Source organism: Neogemmobacter tilapiae, assembly GCF_014652215.1.
GTDB lineage: Bacteria > Pseudomonadota > Alphaproteobacteria > Rhodobacterales > Rhodobacteraceae > Neogemmobacter > Neogemmobacter tilapiae.
Genome location: NZ_BMYJ01000003.1, coordinates 329,797 through 351,383, shown reverse-complemented (window position 1 = coordinate 351,383; position 21,587 = coordinate 329,797). Strand labels below are relative to the sequence as shown.

Annotated in this window: 17 protein-coding genes; 13 read left to right on the top strand and 4 right to left on the bottom strand. The window is 61.1% G+C overall.

The features are described from left to right. The first annotated feature begins 12 nt into the window (after nucleotides 1-12). Together rnhB and IE095_RS06730 are read left to right on the top strand one after the other, a co-directional pair. Nucleotides 13-651: a ribonuclease HII gene (gene rnhB, locus IE095_RS06735; RefSeq protein WP_189410849.1), complete on the top strand. Its 639-nt coding sequence runs from the start codon at nucleotides 13-15 to the stop codon at nucleotides 649-651. Nucleotides 652-737: 86 nt separating this feature from the next. Then, nucleotides 738-1,868, top strand: a complete 1,131-nt coding sequence (locus IE095_RS06730; protein ID WP_189410848.1) for a site-specific DNA-methyltransferase — start codon at nucleotides 738-740, stop codon at nucleotides 1,866-1,868. A 90-nt stretch (nucleotides 1,869-1,958) separates the two neighbouring features. On the opposite strand, the gene pncB is transcribed toward IE095_RS06730, so the two are convergent. Next, nucleotides 1,959-3,251, bottom strand: a complete 1,293-nt coding sequence (gene pncB, locus IE095_RS06725; RefSeq protein WP_189410847.1) for a nicotinate phosphoribosyltransferase — start codon at nucleotides 3,249-3,251, stop codon at nucleotides 1,959-1,961. Between the two features lie 3 nt (nucleotides 3,252-3,254). Then, complete coding sequence (gene pncA / locus IE095_RS06720; protein WP_189410846.1) at nucleotides 3,255-3,863, bottom strand: bifunctional nicotinamidase/pyrazinamidase; 609 nt, start codon at nucleotides 3,861-3,863, stop codon at nucleotides 3,255-3,257. 111 nt (nucleotides 3,864-3,974) lie between these two features. Here pncA and trhO point away from each other — a divergent pair, with 111 nt between their 5' ends. From trhO to IE095_RS06690, 6 genes are all read left to right on the top strand, one after another. Then, nucleotides 3,975-4,883 carry an oxygen-dependent tRNA uridine(34) hydroxylase TrhO gene (gene trhO, locus IE095_RS06715; RefSeq protein WP_189410845.1) on the top strand — a complete coding sequence of 303 codons (909 nt, stop codon included), beginning with the start codon at nucleotides 3,975-3,977 and terminating at the stop codon, nucleotides 4,881-4,883. 73 nt (nucleotides 4,884-4,956) lie between these two features. Next, entirely contained in the window at nucleotides 4,957-5,727 is a 771-nt protein-coding gene (locus IE095_RS06710; RefSeq protein ID WP_189410844.1) for an SDR family NAD(P)-dependent oxidoreductase, read from the top strand. A 2-nt stretch (nucleotides 5,728-5,729) separates the two neighbouring features. Further along, nucleotides 5,730-6,623, top strand: a complete 894-nt coding sequence (locus IE095_RS06705) for a 2-dehydro-3-deoxygalactonokinase (RefSeq protein WP_373295398.1) — start codon at nucleotides 5,730-5,732, stop codon at nucleotides 6,621-6,623. 2 nt (nucleotides 6,624-6,625) lie between these two features. Continuing rightward, nucleotides 6,626-7,243 (top strand): 2-dehydro-3-deoxy-6-phosphogalactonate aldolase, encoded by a 618-nt coding sequence (locus IE095_RS06700; protein ID WP_189410842.1) that lies wholly within the window; start codon nucleotides 6,626-6,628, stop codon nucleotides 7,241-7,243. Further along, entirely contained in the window at nucleotides 7,240-8,097 is an 858-nt protein-coding gene (locus IE095_RS06695; RefSeq protein ID WP_189410841.1) for an SMP-30/gluconolactonase/LRE family protein, read from the top strand. The genes IE095_RS06700 and IE095_RS06695 overlap by 4 nt, the downstream gene beginning before the upstream one ends. Before the next feature lie 135 nt (nucleotides 8,098-8,232). After that, nucleotides 8,233-9,558, top strand: a complete 1,326-nt coding sequence (locus IE095_RS06690) for an RsmB/NOP family class I SAM-dependent RNA methyltransferase (protein ID WP_189410840.1) — start codon at nucleotides 8,233-8,235, stop codon at nucleotides 9,556-9,558. 261 nt (nucleotides 9,559-9,819) lie between these two features. Here IE095_RS06690 and IE095_RS06685 read toward each other — a convergent pair whose 3' ends face one another. Then, nucleotides 9,820-10,674, bottom strand: coding sequence for a phosphatase PAP2 family protein (locus IE095_RS06685; protein WP_189410839.1), 855 nt, complete (start codon nucleotides 10,672-10,674; stop codon nucleotides 9,820-9,822). Nucleotides 10,675-10,868: 194 nt separating this feature from the next. Between IE095_RS06685 and IE095_RS06680 the strand changes: the two genes are divergently transcribed. Next, nucleotides 10,869-11,807, top strand: coding sequence for a LytTR family DNA-binding domain-containing protein (locus tag IE095_RS06680; RefSeq protein ID WP_189410838.1), 939 nt, complete (start codon nucleotides 10,869-10,871; stop codon nucleotides 11,805-11,807). A 188-nt stretch (nucleotides 11,808-11,995) separates the two neighbouring features. Here IE095_RS06680 and IE095_RS06675 read toward each other — a convergent pair whose 3' ends face one another. Beyond that, entirely contained in the window at nucleotides 11,996-12,688 is a 693-nt protein-coding gene (locus IE095_RS06675) for a helix-turn-helix domain-containing protein (protein ID WP_189410837.1), read from the bottom strand. A gap of 218 nt (nucleotides 12,689-12,906) precedes the next feature. Between IE095_RS06675 and IE095_RS06670 the strand changes: the two genes are divergently transcribed. The 4 genes from IE095_RS06670 to narJ are packed head-to-tail and all read left to right on the top strand — an operon-like array spanning nucleotide 12,907 to nucleotide 21,577. Next, nucleotides 12,907-15,627 carry a nitrate/nitrite transporter gene (locus tag IE095_RS06670; RefSeq protein WP_189410836.1) on the top strand — a complete coding sequence of 907 codons (2,721 nt, stop codon included), beginning with the start codon at nucleotides 12,907-12,909 and terminating at the stop codon, nucleotides 15,625-15,627. 12 nt (nucleotides 15,628-15,639) lie between these two features. Continuing rightward, the gene (locus tag IE095_RS06665; RefSeq protein WP_189410835.1) at nucleotides 15,640-19,371 is read left to right on the top strand and encodes a nitrate reductase subunit alpha; all 3,732 of its coding nucleotides are present in this window, start codon (nucleotides 15,640-15,642) and stop codon (nucleotides 19,369-19,371) included. Beyond that, nucleotides 19,368-20,894: a nitrate reductase subunit beta gene (narH, locus tag IE095_RS06660; RefSeq protein ID WP_189410834.1), complete on the top strand. Its 1,527-nt coding sequence runs from the start codon at nucleotides 19,368-19,370 to the stop codon at nucleotides 20,892-20,894. The genes IE095_RS06665 and narH overlap by 4 nt, the downstream gene beginning before the upstream one ends. After that, nucleotides 20,891-21,577 carry a nitrate reductase molybdenum cofactor assembly chaperone gene (gene narJ, locus IE095_RS06655; RefSeq protein ID WP_189410833.1) on the top strand — a complete coding sequence of 229 codons (687 nt, stop codon included), beginning with the start codon at nucleotides 20,891-20,893 and terminating at the stop codon, nucleotides 21,575-21,577. The genes narH and narJ overlap by 4 nt, the downstream gene beginning before the upstream one ends. Nucleotides 21,578-21,587: the final 10 nt, after the last annotated feature.

Here is a 21,587-nt window from a genome sequence, read left to right as displayed (position 1 = left end):
AGGTGTCCCCCCATGGCGCGCGCAACCTTTCCCGATTTTCAGTTTGAAACCGAAGCGATGGCGCGGGGTGTCACCCTTGTCGCCGGTGTCGACGAGGTGGGCCGTGGCCCCTTGGCGGGCCCGGTCTTTGCCGCCGCCGTCATTCTTGACCCTGCCCGCATTCCTCAGGGGCTGGCCGACAGCAAGGCCCTCGCGGCGCCCCGCCGCGCCGAACTGGCCCGGCTGATCCATGCGCAAGCGCGCGTGTCCATCGCCGAGGCGAGCGTGGAAGAAATTGACACCATCAACATCCTGCGCGCCGCCCATCTGGCGATGGAACGCGCCGTGCTGGGGCTGGGTTCGGTCGGCCTTGCCCTGATCGACGGCAACCTTTTTCCCCGTGGGTTGACCTGCCCCGCGCAGGCCATCGTCAAGGGCGATGCCCGCTGTTTGTCGATCGCCGCCGCTTCGATCGTGGCCAAAGTGGCGCGCGATGAACGCATGGTGGATTTGGCGCAACAATACCCCGGCTACGGCTGGGAACGGAACGCAGGCTACCCCACAAAGGCCCATCATACCGCCCTCCTAAATCTTGGTGTGACCCCACATCATAGACGCAGCTTTGCGCCCGTCCACAATATCTTGTATCAAGATAATTCCGCAAATAATTGATTTAAAAAGGATTTGACGGCGAATCACCTTTGAATCATCTTCTGTCTCAACAAGCGGCACACCAGATGCCGGGACAGAGGCAGACGATGACAGTAACGACGAAGATCAAAACGTCGGAGGCTTTGCAGCTTCCGCTGAACCAGATCATTGCAGGCGATTGCGTCGATGCGATGTGGAGCCTGCCGCCCGCCAGTGTCGATCTGGTGTTCGCGGACCCTCCCTATAATCTTCAGCTGAAAGGGGCTTTGCACCGCCCTGACAACAGCATGGTCGATGCGGTCGATGACCACTGGGACCAGTTTTCGTCCTTTGCCGCCTATGACGCCTTTACCCGCGACTGGCTGGCCGCCGCCAAACGCGTGCTGAAACCGAATGGCGCGATCTGGGTCATTGGCAGCTATCACAACGTCTTCCGTCTGGGCACCGCGATGCAGGACCAGGGGTTTTGGATGCTGAACGATGTGGTCTGGCGCAAGTCGAACCCGATGCCGAACTTTCGCGGCAAGCGGTTCACCAATGCCCATGAAACCCTGATCTGGGCGGGCCGCGACGAAACCTCGAAATACACCTTCAATTATGAGGCGCTGAAGGCGCTGAATGATGGGGTGCAAATGCGGTCAGATTGGGTTCTGCCGCTTTGCACGGGGCATGAACGGCTGAAAGACGAAGACGGCGACAAGGCCCATCCGACACAAAAGCCGGAAAGCCTGTTGCATCGGGTCATCTTGGCGACGACGAACCCGGGCGATGTGATCCTGGACCCGTTCTTTGGGACGGGCACAACCGGGGCCGTGGCGAAAATGCTGGGCCGCGATTTCATCGGCATCGAACGCGAGGCCGCCTATCGCAAGGTGGCGCAGGAACGCATCGACCGTGTCCGCAAGTTCGACACCTCGGCACTGGAAGTGACCGGATCGAAACGGGCCGAGCCACGCGTGCCCTTTGGCCAGGTGGTCGAACGCGGTATGTTGCGTCCGGGCGAAGAGCTGTTCTCGATTGGCAACCGCCACAAGGCCAAGGTCCGTGCCGATGGCACGCTGATCGGCAATGACGTCAAAGGCTCCATCCATCAGGTTGGCGCGGCGCTGGAAGGCGCGCCCAGCTGCAACGGCTGGACCTATTGGCACTACAAACGCGATGGCAAGATGATCCCCATCGACATTCTGCGCCAGCAGATCCGGGCCGAAATGGAAGCGGACAACACCCGCGCCCACTGACACCACAAACACGACATTCAGACGCCTGCGCTGCGGACCGCCCGCAAGCGCTACTTACCCCGCCGTGTTCATCACGGCGGGGTTTTTTGATCAGACGACGACCTCCATCGCCGCCTGCTGGCCTACGCCAAAGACCCGCTTATAGCGTTCGATCTCGGCCACAGGCCCCATCGCCTTGTTCGGATTGTCCGACAATTTCACCGTTGGCCGCCCATTCGCCGACACCGCCTTGCAGACTACGCTGAACGGGGCCAGCGCATCATCGGCCGCCAACCCGCGGAAGTCATTCGTCAGCATCGTGCCCCAGCCAAAGGACACCTTGACCCGCCCCACAAATTGCCGGTGCAGCGCCTCGATCTGCTCCACGTCCAGCCCGTCCGAGAAAATGACCAGCTTTTTCGTCGGATCCTCGCCTTTGTCCTTCCACCAGCGGATGGCCGTTTCCGCCCCCGCTGCCGGATCGCCGGAATCGATCCGGATCCCCGTCCAGCCCGCCAACCAATCCGGCGCGCGTTTCAGGAAACCTTCAGTGCCATAGGTATCCGGCAGGATCACCCGCAGATTGCCCTCATGTTCTTCCTGCCAATCGGCCAACACCTTATAGGGCGCTTCGGCCAGTTCCGTGTCATTTTCTGCTAGGGCCGCATAGACCATCGGCAGTTCATGGGCGTTCGTCCCAATCGCCTCAATATCCCGCCGCATCGCGATCAGGCAGTTCGACGTGCCGGTAAAGGCGCCCTCCAACCCCTCCATCATCGCCTGCACCGCCCAATCCTGCCACAGGAAGGAATGCCGCCGCCTTGTGCCGAAATCGGCGATCTTCAGATCTGGAATCGACTTCAGCCGCTGGATTTTCGCCCATAGCTTCGTCATCGCCTGCGCATAAAGCACCTGCAATTCGAACCGGCCCAAGGTCTGCAAAACCGCCCGGCTGCGCAGTTCCATCAGCACCGACAACGCCGGAATTTCCCACAGCATCACCTCGGGCCAGCGCCCCTCAAACGTCAGCTCATACTGCCCGTCGCGCTTTTCCAGATGATAGGGCGGCAGGCGCAGCCCCTCGAACCATTCCATGAAATCGGGGCGGAACATCTGGCGCTTGCCGTAAAACGTGTTCCCCCGCAGCCAAGTGCTTTCCCCCCGCGTCAGCGACAGGGACCGCACATGATCCAACTGTTCGCGGAGTTCCCCTTCATCAATCAGATCGGCCAGCCGCACCTTCGATGAACGGTTGATCACCGTAAAGGTGACATTCGTATCCGGCTTGTTGCGGAAAATCGACTGGCACATCAGCAGCTTGTAAAAGTCCGTGTCGATCAGCGACCGCACAATCGGATCAATCTTCCACTTGTGGTTCCAGACGCGGGTGGCGATGTCGATCATCTCTTAACTCTCCAGAACGACGGCCACGTCGATCATTTCATTGCGGGCGTTTTCCAGCGATCCGTTCAGGTCAATCGCCCGGCAGGCGCTTTCCAGAACCGTCACGCCATAGCCCAGCTTTGCCGCATCCACCGCCGAATAGGCGACGCAGTAATCCAGCGCGAGGCCGACCAAAGTCACATGGCTGATCCCCCGGTTGCGCAGATAGGAATCCAGCCCGGTGGCGGTCACCTTGTCATTCTCAAAAAACGCCGAATAGCTGTCGATCCCCGCCCGAAACCCCTTGCGGATAATCAGTTGCGCCGGATCGGTGCGCAAGGCGGGGTGAAACTCCGCCCCCTTGGAGCCCTGCACACAATGCCGCGGCCACAGAACCTGCGGCCCATAGGGCATTTCCGTCAGACTGAACGGCGCCGCCCCCGGATGATTGTCGGCAAAAGACGTGTGATCCGCCGGGTGCCAATCCTGCGTCAGCACCACGCAGGAAAACTCGTCCATCAGCGCATTCACCGCCTCGATGATCTGATCACCCCCGGCCACGGCGAGCGAACCGCCGGGGCAGAAATCATTCTGGATGTCGATGACAATCAGGGCTTCATGGTCAGGACGCATCGGCTGGACCTTTCATTTGCAAACAGGCGTAAGGCGGGCTTTCCCAAGGGTCAATGGCGGGGGAAAGCTCTGGGGCTTGAATTCGGTTCCTTTCAGGTTCACATCGGCCCCATGCTGACCATCGCCGCCCTTTACCATTTCACCCGCTTTGACGACCCCGCCGCCCTGCGCGGGCCGCTTCTGGACCTGTGCCTGTCCCAAGGCGTCAAAGGCAGCCTGCTTCTGGCCCGCGAAGGCGTAAACGGCACCATCGCAGGAACCCGCAGCGGCATTGACGCTGTTCTGGCCCATCTGCGCGCCCTGCCCGGCTGTGCGGCGCTGGAACATAAGGAAAGCTTCAGCGAAACCATGCCCTTTGGCCGTATGAAGGTGAAACTGAAACGTGAAATCGTCACCATGGGCCTGCCCGATGTCGATCCTTTGGCCCATGTCGGCCATTATGTCGCGGCGCAGGATTGGAACGCCCTGATCAGCGCCCCCGATGTCGCCGTGATCGACACGCGCAATGATTACGAGGTGGAAATCGGCACCTTCCAAGGCGCGGTCGACCCCGCCACCCGTTCCTTCCGCGATTTTCCGGCCTGGTGGGCGGCGAACAAGGACCGTTTCCACAACAAACGCATCGCCATGTTCTGCACCGGCGGCATCCGCTGTGAAAAATCGACGAATTTCCTGCTGGGGCAGGGGGTCACCGATGTCTATCACCTCAAAGGCGGCATCCTGAAATATCTGGAGGATGTCCCCCCCGAAGAAAGCCTTTGGCAGGGCGAATGCTATGTCTTTGACGGGCGGGTTTCGGTCGGTCACGGCCTTGTGCCGGGCCAATACGACACCTGCCACGCCTGCCGCCGCCCGTTGTCTGCCACCGACAAGCAGCGCCCCGAATACGAACGCGGGGCCTCCTGCCACCGCTGCCAAGACGAATACACCGACGCCGACCGGGCCCGTTTCCGCGAACGCCAGCACCAGATGGATCTGGCCGAAGCCCGCGGCGAAAAGCACATCGGGGCCGAGGGTTGAAGGCGCAGGGCTGATTGCCTTTCGCCCCGCCCTTCCTTAGGGATAACCCCATGCCCGGCGCGGGGAGGTGCAAGTGGACAATCTGGCAATCTATCCTGATCTTAAGGGGCGTTCGGTGTTCATCACCGGCGGCGGTTCGGGCATCGGCGCTTCGCTGACCGAAGGGTTTCTGCGGCAGGGGGCCAAGGTCGCCTTTGTGCAGCGCCGCGACGGCACTGCCTTTGCCGATGAAATGGCCGAAAAGACCGGCAACCGCCCCCTGTTTATCGCCTGCGACATCACCGACACTGCAGCGCTTAAGGCGGCGGTCGATCAAGCCGCCACCGCACATGGGCCGGTGCGGGTGCTGGTGAACAATGCCGCGAATGATCAACGGCAGGACACGCTGACCCTGACGCCCGACGATTTCGACTGGTCGATGGCCGTCAACCTGCGCAGCTATTTCTTTGCCATTCAGGCGGTTCTGCCGGGGATGAAGGCGGCGGGTGGTGGTTCGGTCGTCAATTTCAGCTCGATCAGCTATATGATGCCCGACAGCGGCTATGCCCCCTATATCACCGCCAATGCCGGCATCACCGGCCTGACGCGCACCTTGGCCGCCGAATTCGGGGCAGACCGCATCCGTCTGAACACCTTGGCCCCCGGCTGGGTCTTTACCCCCAAACAGCTGGAATTGTGGGCCGAACCGGCAGCGGTTGAGGCGCATTTGAAACGGCAAAAGCTGAAAGACATGATGAAACCCGAGGATATCGTGGGCGGAACGCTGTTCCTCGCCTCTGATTCCTCGCGGATGATGACGGGGCAAGTGATGGTCATAGACGGCGGCGTGGTGGTGACAGGATGACGGTGAAACCCGAATGGATTGCGGTGGATTGGGGCACCTCCAACCTGCGCGCCTTTGCAATGGGGACAGACGGCGTTCTGGCCCAAGCCACCTCGGATGAGGGTATGGGCAAACTGGCGCGGGATCAGTTTGAAGGCGCGCTTCTTCGCCTGATCGACGGATGGCTCTCGACGGATAAGGTGACGCCCGTCATCGCCTGCGGCATGGTCGGCGCGCGCCAAGGCTGGGTTGAGGCCCCCTATCGTTCGGTGCCCTGCCTGCCCGTGGACAAGGGCGGCTTGATGGACGTCACCGTGACCGACCCCCGTTTCACGTTCGCCATCGTGCCAGGCCTTTCCCAAGCCAATCCCGCCGATGTGATGCGCGGCGAAGAAACCCAGATCGCCGGGGCCTTGGCCCTGTCGCCCGGTTTTGACGGGGTGCTTTGCCTGCCCGGAACCCATTCCAAATGGGCCCAAGTCTCGGCGGATGAGGTGGTGAGTTTCCAGACCATGATGACGGGCGAGATGTTCGCCCTTTTGTCCGGCCAATCGGTGCTGCGGCATGGGATGGTGGATGCAAAGGGCTGGGACGATGCCGCCTTTGATCAGGGCGTCTCCGACGCCCTGTCCCGTCCCGAACGGCTGGCGGCCATGCTGTTCCGCCTGCGGGCCGAAGGCCTGTTGAACGGCCTGTCCGGCGATGCCGCCAAGGCCCGCCTGTCGGGCCTGTTGATCGGCGCGGAACTGGCGGCGGCGCGGCCCTATTGGCTGGGCCAAGCGGTCAGCCTGATCGGGGCTGACAAGCTGTCAGCGGCCTATGCGCGGGCCCTTTTGGCGCAAGGGGTAACGGCCCGGCTTTTGTCGGGCGATGAATGCGTGCTGGCCGGGCTGTCCCGCGCCGCCGGAAAGGTGTGAACATGACCGACAGACCCCTTATTGCCATCCTGCGCGGCCTGACCCCGCCCGATGCCCTGCCCGTGGCGCAGGCCTTGATTGACGCGGGCATCACCCAGATCGAGGTGCCGCTGAACTCGCCCGACCCGCTGACCTCCATTGCCGCGATGGTGCTGGAATTCGGCGACCGCGCGCTGATCGGGGCGGGCACCGTCCTGACCCTTGAAAACGTCGCCGATGTGGCGCGGGTGGGCGGCAAGCTGATCGTCTCGCCCAATGCCGATACGGACGTGATCCGCGCCACACGGGCGATGGGCATGCAAAGCTGGCCGGGGGTTATGACCCCCACCGAATGCTTTGCCGCGCTGAAGGCGGGTGCGACCGGGCTCAAGATTTTCCCGGCCAGCCTGATCGGGCCGGATGGGGTCAAAGCCATGCGCGCCGTGCTGCCAAAAGACTGCAAGGTCTTTGCCGTGGGCGGGGCCGGGGCCTCGAACTTTGGCGAATGGATCAAGGCCGGGGCCGATGGTTTCGGCATCGGCACGGCGCTCTATACGCCCGGCCTTTCGCCCGCCGAAGTGGGCTCAAGGGCGCGGGAGATTGTGGCGGCCTATGACAAGGCTGTGGGGGAAAAGGCATGATCTACGACAACCGTCTGTGCCAACTGGGCGAAGGCGCGCTTTGGCACCCCGAGCGTGAACAGTTCTTCTGGGTCGATATTCTGGGCCGCAAGCTGATGACCCAGGTCGCAGGCCAGCCCCAGGCATGGGACATGGGCGAAATGTGTTCCGCGATGGGCTGGATCAGCCGCGATGAATTCCTGATCGCCTCGGAAACCGCCCTTTTCCGCTTCAACATCGAAACCGGCGCGCGCGTCGATTTGATGGCGCTGGAGGCCGACAAACCCGAGAACCGCTCCAACGATGGCCGCGCCGACCCTTGGGGCGGTTTCTGGATCGGCACGATGGGCCGCCGCGCGGCGGCGGATGTGGGCTTCGGCAGCTTTTACCGGCTGTATAAGGGCGAATTGCGCAAGGTTTTCCCGAACGTCACCATCCCGAATTCCTGTTCCTTCACCCCGGATGGCAAGACGATGTTCTTTGCCGATTCCGCGCTTTACAAGGTCTTCCGCGTCGCCTTGGACGCCGAGGGTTGGCCCGTGGGGCAGCCCGAAACCTTCCTCGACTTCAGCGCCTCCCAGGCCGAGCCGGACGGGGCGGTGGTCGATCAGGATGGCCTGTTCTGGGTTGCCCTCTGGGCCGACGCCCGCGTCGCCGCCTTTGCCCACGATGGCGCGCAAGTGCACAACATCCCCATTCCCGCCAGCCAATGCACCTGCCCGGCGTTTGGCGGGGCGGATGGCAAGACCCTCTTTGTCACCAGCGCCCGCGAATGGATGTCTTACGAGGGCTTGGCCCAATACCCGCAGTCTGGCGCGACCTTTGCCTTTCCGGGGGTGGCAATGGGGCAGAAAGAGCATCGGGTGATTTTGTAAATGCCCCCCCGCACCAAAAGTTCGGGGGTCTTCATGCGTGAAAATAGGGTAAGCTGTTGTTAAGGGCGGGGTTCATCTGAACCGCGACCCAAACCCTTCCTTGCGCTTGTCCCGCTCCAACCCGGCTGTCTGATCGTGACCCCTCATCTGCTGCAAGCCACCCTTGACGTTTTGCGCGACGTGGAAACCGCCGCGCGGCCGGCGGATGCTGTGACCTCGGCTTTCTTCCGCGCCCGCCGCGATCTGGATGACCGGGATCGGGGTGCCGTGCTTGAGGCGCTTTATACAATGTTGCGCCATCGGGCGCGGCTGGGTTGGTGGTTGGCCCGGCAAAACAGCGCAGATACCCCGCGCAACCGGCTGCTGGCTTGGCTTGTTCTGGGGGAAGGCAAAACCCCAAACCAGATCAAGCACCTTTGGGATGGCCTGAAACCCGCCCTATCCGCCGCCGAAACCACGCTGCTGGCCAATTTGTCAGGCCACAGTGTCGCCCATCCCGACATGCCTGATTCCAAGCGTCTGGAATGCCCCGATTGGGCGCTGGCGCCCCTTCAGCGCCGCTTTGGCGAAGAAGGCTTCGGGGCCGAGATGGAAGCAACCCTGATCCCCCCGCCGCTGGATCTGCGGGTGAACCCGATCAAGGCCACGCGCGACGCCATGCTGCGAGATATGACGGGCATGGGTCTGCGACCGCAGCCCACCCCCCTCTCGCCGCATGGCATCCGCTTGCAAGAACGTCTTTCCTTGGCGCGACTGCCAGGGCTGAAAACCGGAGAGATCGAAATTCAAGACGAAGGGTCGCAGCTTGTCACCCTTTTGGTCGATGCCAAGCCCAAGGAGCGCGTGGTCGATTTCTGCGCCGGGGCCGGGGGCAAGACGCTAGCCATCGCGGCCCAGATGCAGAACAAGGGCTATGTCGTCGCCTGCGACGTGAACGAAACCCGCCTGAAACGCTGCGCCGAACGCCTGCGCGGCGCAGGCCTGCACAATGTCGAAACGCGGGTGCTGTCCAGCGAAACCGACCGTTGGATCAAGCGCCACAAGGCGGGGTTCGACCGTGTGCTGATCGACGCCCCTTGCAGCGGCACGGGCACTTGGCGGCGCAATCCCGATGCCCGCTGGCGTGCCCCGGAACTGGGGCTGGAAGGCCTTGTCGCCTTGCAGGCGCGAATTCTGGCCAGCGCCGCGCGTCTGGTAAAGCCCGGCGGGCGGCTTGTTTACGCGACCTGTTCCGTCCTTTGCGAAGAGAATGAGGATCAGGTCACGGCCTTCCTCGCCGCAAACCCGGCTTTTCATCTGGTGCCGCTGCGGGACGCCGCACCGCATCTGGCGGGCGTAACACAGTCAGGCCACCTCTGCCTGACGCCGGCCCGCCACGGCACCGATGGCTTTTTTGCAGCCATCCTGCAACGCGAGGCTTTGCCCGCCCTAGGGATGGTGGACCCGCACTCCACGGTCTGATGCTTGGCGGCAGCCTAGGCCTGTGTAACCTTTGCTCAAGCGCCACGGTCGCCCCGAAGAGGTGGCGGGCCTTGCTGCATGGCAGGCGACACCCGAAACCTTCATCCGAGAACCGTGCCACTTGATCTCGGGACGATAGAAGATCCGCAAAGAGCCAAAGAAAGGAGTGCCGAAAACCAGATCAAGGCCGATTTCCAACCCCTCATCCGTGGTGATTCAAAGCGGACCCTTGGCCGTGTCGATGTGCCGCAGGATGGCGACCTACTCCTGCCCCGTTTTGGCGACATGGCCCAGCGCCGTGGCAAGGGCATCCTGTCGTGGTCGCAACCAACGCATGGGGTGCGGCAAGCATCGCAAAAACCGCACAAGGCCAAGCGCCATTAGCAAAGTGAACAGCACGGCAAAAAGGCTGTCGGACAGAAAGTGCCGCCCCGCGGCAATGCGCTGCAAGGCGATGGCAACGGGCAGACAAAGGGCCGTTGTCAAAAGAAGGAACCAGAGAATTTTGTGAAGCCGAGGTTTCAGGTGAAAGAGCAGCAACAAAAGGGCGAGCCCCGTGACCGTGGCCCCCGAAACTTCGCCCGAAACAAAGGTGCAGTTGCGTGTGCAGAAGTCCACCATTTCATTCGGAGGGCTGAAAGGCAGGTTCCCGCCGAATTCGGTGATCTGCGCTGGCCTTGCCCGCCCCCAGATGGGTTTTGTCAGCATCTCGACCATCAGCCCCGGGGCGAGACCATAAAGCAACAAGATAAAACCCCAAGCACGGATCGACAAAACGACATTGTAGCCTGCCGCGCCAAGGACGATGCAGATCGCTGCGGCAAGGCAAAGCAAAATGCCAAGATTCCAGACGGCCAGACGCAGCGCCTCGGTCAGCGGATGGCCTTCGATCAGGAAGCCGGCTGAGGGATCGTAAAACAGGCCCGAGAAGCGAAGATCGATTTCAGGCCAGATCGCAAAAAGGGCGAAGCAAAGAAGGATGGTGGCAAGGATCCGCGCTGTCCAGTGAACGGCGCTGAGGTCGGCAGGTTTGTAGATTTCGACCCGGTAAAGGCTCGATAGGGCAGGCCCGGACCTTGCGCCTCCGAGGGCATCGGGGAAAAAGTTCGGCAGCATCTTTGGCGAGGCCCCTGCGAATATTTGATGTGTGGTCGTCTGACCGGATGGCCCGGTGCTGCACTTGTCCTTGGAAGAGGACCAGCCGATCCGCACGAACGGACAGGTGCGATGCACGAATGGTCGGCGTCCGGTTTGATTCCAGCGCTTGGTCAGCTAACTTTCAGGAACAGGCGGCTGACGAACAGGTTTTCATGTCCAGCAGATCACACTTTCACACGCTCGATGGCCTTGTGGCACGCATCGACCCCCGAAACTCTTGGATCGGCTACCTGATCGCCGCAGGCACGCTTCTTGCTATCGGGCTTGCTGTCAGCGAGCCTTCGGCCTCTCAAGGGCTGGATTTGCCCGCGCGGTTCGTCTTTTGGCTGGCCCATGTCGCTTCGGCGTTGTTCCTGTTTGAACTGGCGCAAATCCATCTCGGCCGTATTGCCTTGTTCGAGCGTTTGCCGCCCCTTCTGCTGGTCCTGGCCGTTGGGGTGGTGGGTGCTTTCTTTTTTGCTGTCTTCAATCTTGTCCTGTTGGACAGGATTGTCGAGTTGCTGGACGGCCAGATGGACCAAGAGCCGATCTCCGTTTCCAGCTTGCTGGACGAACTGCGCGACAGTGGTGTGACCTCGGTGCTGTTCTGGGTTCTTCTGAACGGTCCACGTCTGATCATGATCGCGCAGCAAAAGGATGCAGACGAACCGCCTTCTGCGGAACGTCCTGATTCGCTTGATGAGCCGTCGGCCTTTGGCGGCGCATTGCTTGACCTTTTGTCCCGGCTGCCACGGCGTATCGGAACCGATATCGTCGCCATTTCGGCCGAATTGCACTATCTGCGGGTCTATACGCGCAACGGTGAAGCCCTGATTCTGATGTCCTTTGGCCGTGCCGTCGAAGCGCTTGATGTGATCCCCGGACAACCGATCCACCGCTCACATTGGGTTGCACTGGCCCATATCGCAAGGCTTGAGAACGACGGAAATCGGGTCTTCTGTCAGCTGGACACCGGGCTTGAACTGCCTGTCAGCCGCAGCCACCGGGCACGATTGCGCGCAGCTCTTGCGGTCAGGGACGAACAGCAGGTGCTGCAAACCGCCCACAAAATGTCGGCCGTGCCAAGGCAGCCGCCGGGATTGCTGTCCTAGTAGGCGTTACGAGCGAAGCCGATCTTAACCATGGGATCAATCGACTGAGCAGCCAAGGCGGGAGGTCTAGCGTTCTTTTACTTTGTTCCCGATGGTCCTGTGGGCGATGCGGCAGTAGTCAAACGTACAGGAAAGCACGATCAAACTGCTGACCGTTGCCATCGCTGTTCTGGGCCGCATAGGGCGGTTTAGGCCCCGTCGATCAGAGGATCGGGCTGCACCAAAGCCTCAAGCCGCGCCCGGTCTGTGATAATAACGCGGCTGCCGTCGACCTTAACCCCGTCCGCCTCGAGCGATTTCAGCGAACGCGAAAGGTTTTCAGGCGTCATTCCCAGATACGAGGCAAGAAACCGCTTTTCCACGGGCAGCACGAAACTGGCCAAATTGCCCCTCTGCGCCGCTTGCCGCCAAAACCAAGCCGCAATCCTTTCGCGCGAATTGCGCAATTTCAGCCCCTTGGTGTGGCGGATGACGGCGCGGTAACACCCCGCCAATTCGGTCACGACTGACACTGCAAAATCGGGATCCTGTCGAAACGTCACCCGCAGATCGGAGGCTGGGATCAGGATGATCCGCGACCGCTCCAGCGTGCGGGCTGACATCAGATAGGGTTGGTCCCGAACGCAGGCCGCCAGAATAAAGGTGCCCACGGGATGCACCACCGCCATGGTCGATTCATGCCCTGCCCAATGAGCATAAAGTTCCACCGAGCCTTCCATAACGACATGCAGGAAATCCGCAGGATCACCTTGACGGATCAGTTCCAGCCCCATTGGAAAACTTTGCGCATAGGCCTTGTCCATCAGCGTATCAAAGCTGGCTTGCCGCATGTCGCGGAAAAGCGGCAGGTGACGGATCTCGGGCAGGTCTTTGGCGTGCATGGGAACCGATCAGGTCTAGATTGCTTGATCTTTATCAACCAAAAGAGCACGATAAATCAAGTGCCGCACCAAAATTTTCGCCGTACTTCGCAGGCAAACCTCAATCACTGTTGGTTTTGGCCATAGCCCAAGCTGCCACTTGATTCAGATCAAGTTGAGCGCGGCCACCCTGCGCGATGACCCTTTGAAACCGGGCTGATCCGGCACAGGAGGGAACCATGATAGAGGGTTCGACGGTCGCGAAAGGCGATCAGAACAGGGCGCTGGCGCTGTCAACCATCGCTTTTACGGCGTGTTTTGCGGTCTGGACGATTTTTTCGATCATTGGGATCGAGATCAAGAAAGAGCTGTCGCTGACCGAATTTCAATACGGGCTTCTGGTGGCGACGCCCATCCTGACAGGGTCACTGGTGCGGCTGTTTCTGGGGGTCTGGACCGAACGTTTCGGCGGGCGGATGGTGTTTTCGATGCAAATGCTGGCGGCAGCGCTGGCAACCTGGTTGCTGACCTTTGCGACCACCTACATCACCTTTCTTTTTGCCGCGCTTGGCATTGGGCTGGCAGGCGGGTCGTTCATCATTGGGGTGGCCTATGTGTCGCGCTGGTATGACAAGGGCCACCAAGGCACAGCCCTTGGCATCTTTGGCGCGGGGAACGTGGGGGCGGCGGTCACCAAGTTCGTGGCCCCCTTTGTGATGGTGGCCTATGGCTGGCAGGGGGTTGCGAACGCTTGGGCGGCAGGGCTGGCGCTGATGGCGGTCGCCTTCTACCTGTTCGCCAAGGATGATCCCGAACTGATTGCGCGGCGTCAGGCAGGGGTTAAGGCCCCCTCGCTGGCCCAGCAGTTCGCACCGTTGAAGAACCTGCAAGTCTGGCGCTTTTCGGTCTATTACTTCTTTGTCTTTGGGGCCTTTGTGGCGCTGGCCCTGTGGATGCCGCATTACCTGATCGACGTTTATGGCGTCGATGTGCGGACCGCAGGGATGGCGGCGGCGGCGTTCAGCCTGTCGGCCAGCCTGTTCCGGGCCTATGGCGGGCATCTGTCCGACCGTTTCGGGGCGCGTTCGGTGATGTACTGGACCTTTGGTTTCAGCCTGATCCTGCTGTTCATGCTGTCTTATCCGCCGACCGATTACACCATTCAGGGCAAGGGCGGCCCGATCCACTTCAGCACCGAAATGGGCCTTTGGCCCTTTGTGGTGACGATGTTTGTCTTGGGCTTTTTCATGAGCCTCGGCAAAGCCGCCGTCTTTAAGCATATCCCCGTCTATTATCCGAACCATGTGGGCGCTGTGGGCGGTCTGGTCGGCATGATTGGCGGCCTTGGCGGCTTTATCCTGCCCATCGTCTTTGGGGCGCTGCTGGATGCCACGGGGATTTACACATCCTGTTTTGCGCTGCTGTTCCTGCTGGTCGGGATGGCGCTGACCTGGATGCATCTGTCGATCCGCGCGATGGAACGGGCGGTGCATGGGGCGGCGCTGGATGCCCTGCCGGAATTGCCAGAAATGGCCGAAATCCACCACCCCGAGCGGACCCGGATGCCGCGCGTTCTGGAGGACTGGCGGCCCGAGGACAGCCGCTTTTGGGCGGACAGGGGGCGCAGCATCGCAAGGCGGAACCTGTGGCTGTCGATTCCGGCGCTGCTGCTGGCCTTTTCGGTCTGGATGGTCTGGTCGATGGTTGTCGCCAAACTGCCGGCCATCGGGTTTGGCTTTACACCCGAACAACTGTTCTGGCTGGCGGCACTTCCCGCCCTGTCGGGCGCAACCCTGCGGATCTTTTACGGCTTTATGGTGCCGATCTTTGGCGGGCGCTTGTGGACGACGCTTTCCACCGCCTCGCTGATGGTTCCCGCCCTGGGCATCGGCTATGCGGTGCAAGATCCCCAAACCCCCTATCTGGTCTTCTTGATCCTGGCCCTGCTGTGCGGGCTGGGGGGGGCGAATTTTGCCTCGTCCATGGCGAACATTGGCTATTTCTTCCCCAAGGCCGAAAAGGGCAATGCTTTGGCCCTGAATGCCGGTCTGGGGAACCTTGGCGTCAGTGTCATGCAATTTGTCGTGCCCGTCGTCATCACCATGGGCGTCTTTGGTGCCATGGGCGGGGCGGCGCAAAGCCTGCCGGATGGGGGGCAGTTGTGGCTGCAAAACGCAGGCTTTGTCTGGGTGCCGTTCATTCTGGCGTCCACCGTGGCCGCCTGGCTGGGGATGAATGACATTGCCGATGCAAGGGCGAGTTTCACCCAGCAATCGGTGATCTTTTCGCGGCGTCACAACTGGCTGATGTGTGTGCTTTATATCGGCACCTTTGGCAGCTTCATCGGCTATTCGGCGGGCTTCCCCCTGCTGGCTAAGATCGCCTTCCCCGATATGGACGTGCTGGGCTATGTCTTTCTTGGCCCGCTGGTCGGCGCGCTTTCCCGCGCGGGAACGGGCTGGTTGGCTGACCGTCTGGGCGGCGGGCGTGTCACCTTCTGGGTCTTTGTCGGCATGATTGCCAGCGTCTCGGTGGTCATCTGGGCGCTGAATGCCGGGAACTTTACCGCCTTTTTCGCGGGCTTCATGGCGCTGTTCTTCTTTACTGGCGTCGGCAACGCCTCGACCTTTCAGATGATCCCCGTGATCATGGGGAAGGAAGTGCCCCGTCTGATGCCGCAGCTTTCGGGGGCCGATCTGGCGCGCCAGACCGCCATGGAATCGGCGGGCATCGTCGCCTTTTCAAGCGCCATCGGTGCCTATGGCGGGTTCTTTATCCCCAAGGCCTATGGCTCCTCGATCGCGCTGACGGGCAACCCCATCGCCGCACTTTGGCTGTTCCTCGGGTTTTACGGGGTCTGCCTGATCCTGACATGGGCCGTCTACACCCGCCGGGGCGGCCTGCTTCACGACATCGAACATCGCATGCGCCCTGCGGCCCATGCCCAACCCGCTGCATAAGGAGGCCAGCCGATGAGCCATCTCCTCGACCGCCTGAATTTCTTTAAAACCCTGCGCAAGGATACCTTTGCCGATGGGCACGGCCAGACCACGATTGAAAACCGCGACTGGGAGGATACGTATCGTTCCCGCTGGCGGCATGACAAGATTGTGCGTTCGACCCATGGGGTGAACTGCACCGGGTCATGCAGTTGGAAGATTTATGTGAAATCCGGGATTGTCACCTGGGAAACCCAACAGACCGATTACCCCCGCACCCGCGCCGGAATGCCGAACCACGAACCGCGTGGCTGTGCGCGGGGGGCGTCCTACAGTTGGTATCTCTACAGCGCCAACCGGGTGAAGACGCCCTTGATCCGGGGCCGTCTGCTGAAGCTATGGCGCGAAAAGCGGCGGACGCTGGCCCCGGTGGCCGCTTGGGCTGCGATCCAGTCTGATCCAGCGGCGCGGGCGTCTTATACCCGCATCCGCGGCAAGGGCGGCTTTGTGCGGGCAACTTGGGAGGAGGCGACCGAAATCACCGCCGCCGCCAACGCCTATACGGCCAAGACCTATGGCCCCGACCGGGTTTTCGGCTTTTCGCCGATCCCCGCCATGTCGATGGTCAGCTATGCGGCAGGGTCGCGTTATCTGTCGCTGCTGGGCGGCACCTGCATGTCCTTCTATGACTGGTATTGCGACCTTCCCCCCGCATCGCCCCAAACTTGGGGTGAACAGACCGACGTGCCGGAAAGTGCCGATTGGTATAATGCGGGTTATCTGATCCTTTGGGGTTCCAACGTGCCCCAGACCCGCACGCCGGATGCGCATTTTTATACCGAGGCGCGCTATCGCGGGGCGAAGTCGGCGGTGGTGTCCCCGGACTATGCCGAGGCGACCAAGTTCGGCGATATCTGGCTGAACGTGAAACAGGGCACAGACGCGGCGCTGGGGCTGGCGATGGGCCATGTGATCCTGCGCGAATTCCATCTGGATCGGCAGGTGGACTATTTCGAAGATTACTGCCGCCGCTACACCGATATGCCGATGTTGGTGCTGTTGGAGGAACAGGACGGTCGCCTGATCCCCGGGCGTCAGTTGCGCGCCGCCGACCTGGGCGGTTTGGGGCAGGCGAACAAGCCGGAATGGAAGACGGTAGGGTTTGACGACAGCGGCAAGATCGTCGTGCCGAATGGCTCTATCGGGTTCCGCTGGGGTGATGCGGGCCAGTGGAACCTTGAGCAAAAGGCCGACGGCACCGAAGTTTCCCTGAAAACGACGCTGATTCTGGATACCGACCACGACGACATCGCCAGCGTCGATTTCCCCTGGTTCGGCGGCCTTGCCACCAACGGCTTTGAAAACGATCCACGCGGGCAGGTGCTGGCGCGCAATGTGCCCATCAAACGCCTGACTTTGGCCGATGGGCGCGACGTGCAGGTGGCCACCGTCTTTGACCTGCTTTGCGCGAATTACGGTTTGGATCGTGGTCTGGGCGGCAAGAACGTTGCGCGGGATTATGATGCCGACGAACCCTTTACCCCGGCTTGGGCCGAACGCATCACCGGGGTTCGCCGCGACAAGATCATTCAGGTCGCCCGTGAATTTGCGGCCAATGCCGAAAAGACCAAGGGCCGTTCGATGATCATCATCGGTGCGGCGATGAACCATTGGTTCCACATGGACATGAACTATCGCAGCGTAATCAACATGTTGATCTTCTGCGGCTGCATCGGCCAATCGGGCGGCGGTTGGGCGCATTATGTGGGGCAGGAAAAACTGCGCCCGCAAACCGGCTGGGCCCCCTTGGCCTTTGCCACCGATTGGGCACGCCCGCCGCGCCACATGAATTCAACGAGCGCTTGGTATGCCCATACCGACCAATGGCGCTATGAAACCGTTTCGGCCCGCGAAATCCTGTCGCCGACTGCGCCCAAAGGCGATTGGGAGCAGCTTTCGCTGATCGACTACAATATCCGCGCCGAACGGATGGGCTGGCTGCCCTCGGCCCCGCAACTGCGGACCAACCCGCTGGAGCTGGGCCGCAAGGCCCGCGCCGAAGGGATCGAGGCCAAGGATTACGTGGCGCGGGAGCTGAAAGCGGGCCGTCTGGAAATGTCCTGCCAAGACCCGGACGCCCCCGAAAACTGGCCGCGCAATCTGTTTGTCTGGCGGTCGAACCTGCTGGGGTCGTCGGGCAAGGGGCATGAATATTTCCTGAAACACCTACTGGGCACCGATCACGGCGTGTTGGGCCGCGATTTAGGGCAGGAAGGTCGCCAAAAGCCCGTCGAGGCGCGCTGGCACGATCAGGCCCCCGAAGGCAAACTCGATCTGCTGGTGACCATCGACTTTCGGATGTCCACCACCGCTGTCTATGCCGATATCGTCCTGCCCACCGCCAGCTGGTATGAAAAGGATGACCTGAACACCTCGGACATGCACCCCTTTATCCACCCGCTTCAGGCGGCGGTGGACCCGGCTTACGAATCCAGAACCGATTGGGAAATCTTTAAATCCATCGCGAAAAAGTTCAGCGAAGTCGCGCCAGAAGTGTTGGGTGTGGAAACCGACATCGTGCAGCTTCCCCTGCAACATGACACCGCGATGGAGGTGACGCAGCCCCATGTCGCCGACTGGAAACGCGGCGAATGTGACCTGATCCCCGGTCAAACCGCCCCCGCCTATATCGCCGTCGAACGGGATTATCCCAACCTCTACGCCCGCTTCACCTCGCTTGGGCCCCTGCTCGACAAGCTGGGCAATGGCGGCAAGGGCATTGGCTGGAACACCGAAACCGAGGTGCATCACCTGAAGGCGCTGAACGGCGTGCATCGGGATGGCGCGGCCAAGGGGCTGGCGAAAATCGACACAGCGATTGATGCGGCCGAAGTGATCCTGATGCTGGCCCCCGAAACCAATGGTGAAGTGGCGGTCAAGGCGTGGAATGCGCTGACCAAGGCCACGGGGCGCGAACATGCCCATCTGGCCCTGCCGAAAGAGGATGAGAAGATCCGCTTCCGCGACATCGCGGCGCAGCCCCGCAAGATCATTTCCAGCCCAACCTGGTCGGGGATCGAAAGCGAAGAGGTCTGCTATAACGCCGGCTGGACGAACGTGCATGAACTGATCCCATGGCGCACCCTTTCGGGGCGGCAGCAGTTGTATCAGGATCACGAATGGATGCGCGCCTTTGGGGAAACCTTTGTCACATGGCGGCCTCCGGTCGATCTGAAAACCATCAGCCCGGCGGCAGGCAAGCTGAAGGCGGGGGAAAAGCATGTCATCCTGAACTTCATCACCCCGCACCAGAAATGGGGTATCCATTCGACCTATTCCGACAACCTGTTGATGCTGACCCTGAACCGGGGCGGCCCGGTGGTCTGGGTCTCCGAAGTGGACGCTAGAAAAGCGGGGATCCTCGACAACGACTGGATCGAGGTTTTCAACAGCAATGGCGTGCTGACGGCGCGGGCGGTGGTGTCGCAGCGCGTCAAGGAGGGCATGACGATGATGTATCACGCCCAGGAAAAGATCGTGAACACACCGGGCAGCCAGATCACCGGCCTGCGCGGCGGCATTCACAACTCGGTCACCCGCACGGTTCTGAAACCCACCCATATGATCGGCGGTTATGCCCAGCTTTCCTATGGTTTCAACTATTACGGCACCGTTGGCGCCAACCGCGACGAATTCGTCATCATCCGCAAGATGAACAAGGTCGAATGGCTGGACCAACCCGCAACCCAAGAGGCAGCAGAATGAAAGTGCGTGCGCAAATCGGCATGGTGCTGAACCTGGACAAATGCATCGGCTGTCACACCTGTTCGGTGACCTGCAAGAACGTTTGGACCAGCCGCGAAGGCGTGGAATACGCGTGGTTCAACAATGTCGAAACAAAGCCGGGCATCGGCTATCCCAAGGATTGGGAAAACCAGCAGCGCTGGAACGGTGGCTGGAGCCGCACCAAGGCGGGCCATCTGGTGCCGAAACAGGGGGCGAAATGGCGGGTTCTGGCGAATATCTTTGCCAACCCGAACCTGCCCGAAATCGACGACTTTTACGAACCCTTCGACTTTGACCATGACCATCTGAAATCGGCCCCCGAAATGCAGGCCTTTCCCACGGCGAGGCCCCGGTCAAAGCTGACGGGCCAGCGGATGGAAAAGATTGAATGGGGCCCGAACTGGGAAGAGATTCTGGGTGGCGAGTTTGAAAAGCGGTCGAAAGACTACAACTTTGAAGGCATCCAGAAGGACATCTACGGGGAATATGAAAACACCTTTATGATGTATCTGCCGCGGCTTTGCGAACACTGCCTGAACCCGGCCTGTGTCGCGGCCTGCCCCTCGGGGGCCATCTACAAGCGCGAAGACGATGGTGTCGTGCTGATTGATCAGGAAAAGTGCCGGGGCTGGCGGATGTGTGTTTCGGGCTGCCCCTACAAAAAAATCTATTACAACTGGTCCAGCGGCAAATCGGAAAAATGCACGCTGTGCTATCCGCGTCTGGAAAGCGGGCAACCGACCGTCTGTTCGGAAACCTGCGTGGGCCGCATCCGCTATCTGGGTGTCATGCTTTATGACGCCGATAAGATCGCCGAAGCGGCCAGCACGGAAAAGGAAATGGACCTTTACGATGCCCAGCTTGGCGTCTTTCTTGACCCATCCGACCCCAAGGTGATCGCCGCTGCCCGTGCCGAAGGCATCCCGGAGGATTGGATCAAAGGTGCGCAAGCCTCGCCCATCTGGAAAATGGCGATGGAATGGAAGATCGCCTTTCCGCTGCACCCGGAATACCGGACCCTGCCGATGGTCTGGTATGTGCCACCCCTGTCGCCCATTCAGAACGCAGCAGCGGCCGGCCGTATTGCCGCCGAAGATGACATGCCCGATGTCCGCAGCTTGCGCATTCCGGTGCGCTATCTGGCCAATATGCTGACAGCGGGGGACGAAGAACCTGTCGTCGCCGCGCTGGAGCGGATGCTGGCGATGCGGTCCTATATGCGGTCGAAATCGGTCGATGGAATCCTGAACCTTGGGGCGGCGGAAAAGGTGGGGCTGACACCGGGGCAGATCGAAGAGATGTATGACCTGATGGCCATCGCCGATTACGAAAAGCGTTTCGTGATCCCCACAACCCACCGCGAGCTGGTCGAAGACGCCTATGACCTGCGGTCCGGTTGCGGCTTTACCGACAGCAACGGCTGTTCTTCGGGCAGCAACGGCAAATCCCTTTTTGGCGGCGGCAAGACCTTCCGCGCCCCGACGGAGTTCATCCAGTCATGAAAAGCTTTCAGGCCCTTTCCGCGCTGCTGACCTATCCTTCGGCCGAACTGGTCGAGGCGATCCCCACCATTCGCCACATCCTGCATGAGGAGGGCCTGTTCGGCCCCCATCGGCTGACTGACCTTGACCGCCTGCTGAAACGGCTGGCGACGGGCGATCTGTGGGATTTGCAGGAAGACTATGTTCTGCTGTTTGACCGGACCCGCAGCCTTTCGCTGAACCTGTTCGAACATATCCACGGCGAAGGCCGCGACCGGGGCGGCGCGATGCTGGACCTTTTGGAAATCTATCGGGCGGGGGGCCTTGATCTGGACAGCACCGAATTGCCCGATCATCTGCCCGTTCTGCTGGAATTCCTGTCGACCCAATCGCTGGAAACCGCCCATGATGTGCTGGCCGATGCTGGCCCCATCCTTTCGGCCCTGGCCGAACGGTTGGCGCGACGCACCAGCCCCTATGCCGCCGTGCTGGAAACGGTTTCGACCTTTGCCGAAGCGGGGGATGATGCGGCCTCGGCCCTTTTGGCCGCCCAGCCGGATGATGACCCGAATGATCTGGCGGCGCTGGATCAGGTCTATGCCGAAGCCCAGGTCGTCTTTGGACCCGATCCGAACGCCGGCTGCCCTGTCAGCCGTGATCTTCTGGCGCGGATGGATGCGCCCCAACCCCAACCCGCAGAATAAAGGAGGCCCA